An 826-nucleotide genomic window follows, 5' to 3' on the forward strand; every position below is an offset into this window, starting at 1 on the left:
CTGCAGGCCACGGACAAGGATGGCGACACCGTGACCGCCGCGGCCGAGAAACTGGTGATCACCGTCGATGACGACACGCCAACCGCAAGCGGAACCGCCGAGGCTGGAACCGTCGATGAGGACGGCCTGGCCAATGGCATTGCCGGTGGTGTCGGTGACGTGGCGGGCGAAGCAACGACGGCCAGCGGCAACGTCACGGGCATCTTCCAGTCGGGTGCCGACGTACCGCTGACTTATGCCTTGTCGAGCGATACCAGCGGTCTGCCAGCCCTGAGTTCGGGCGGAGTGGCACTGGTGTACAGCGTCGCTGGCGATACCCTGACGGCCAAGGCTGGCGCAACCGATGTATTCACCTTCAGCCTTAGCGCCGCGGGTGCCTACAGCTTCACCCTACTGCAACCGCTGGATCATCCAGCGGGCAATGATGAAAACGACATCACCCTCAACCTCGGCACGCTGCTGCAGGCCACGGACAAGGATGGCGACACCGTGACCGCCGCGGCCGAGAAACTGGTGATCACCGTCGATGACGACACCCCAACCGCCGCCGGAACCGCCGAGGCTGGAACCGTCGATGAGGACGGCCTGGCCAATGGTATTGCCGGTGGTGTGGGTGACGTGGCGGGCGAAGCCACCACGGCCAGCGGTAACGTCACGGGTATCTTCCAGTCGGGTGCCGACGTACCGCTGACTTACGCCTTGTCGAGCGATACCAGCGGTCTGCCAGCCCTGAGTTCAGGTGGAGTGGCGCTGGTCTACAGCGTCGCCGGCGATACCCTGACCGCCAAGGCTGGCGCAACCGATGTATTCACCTTCAGCCTCAGCG

At 64.5% G+C, this 826-nt stretch carries 1 protein-coding gene; it reads left to right on the plus strand.

The features are described 5' to 3' along the window. Positions 1-826 (plus strand): T1SS-143 repeat domain-containing protein (locus tag AC07Y9_RS32170; RefSeq protein WP_494990237.1); only part of this gene is annotated, 826 nt, incomplete at both ends.

Source organism: Pseudomonas sp. GW456-L12, from assembly GCF_059424045.1.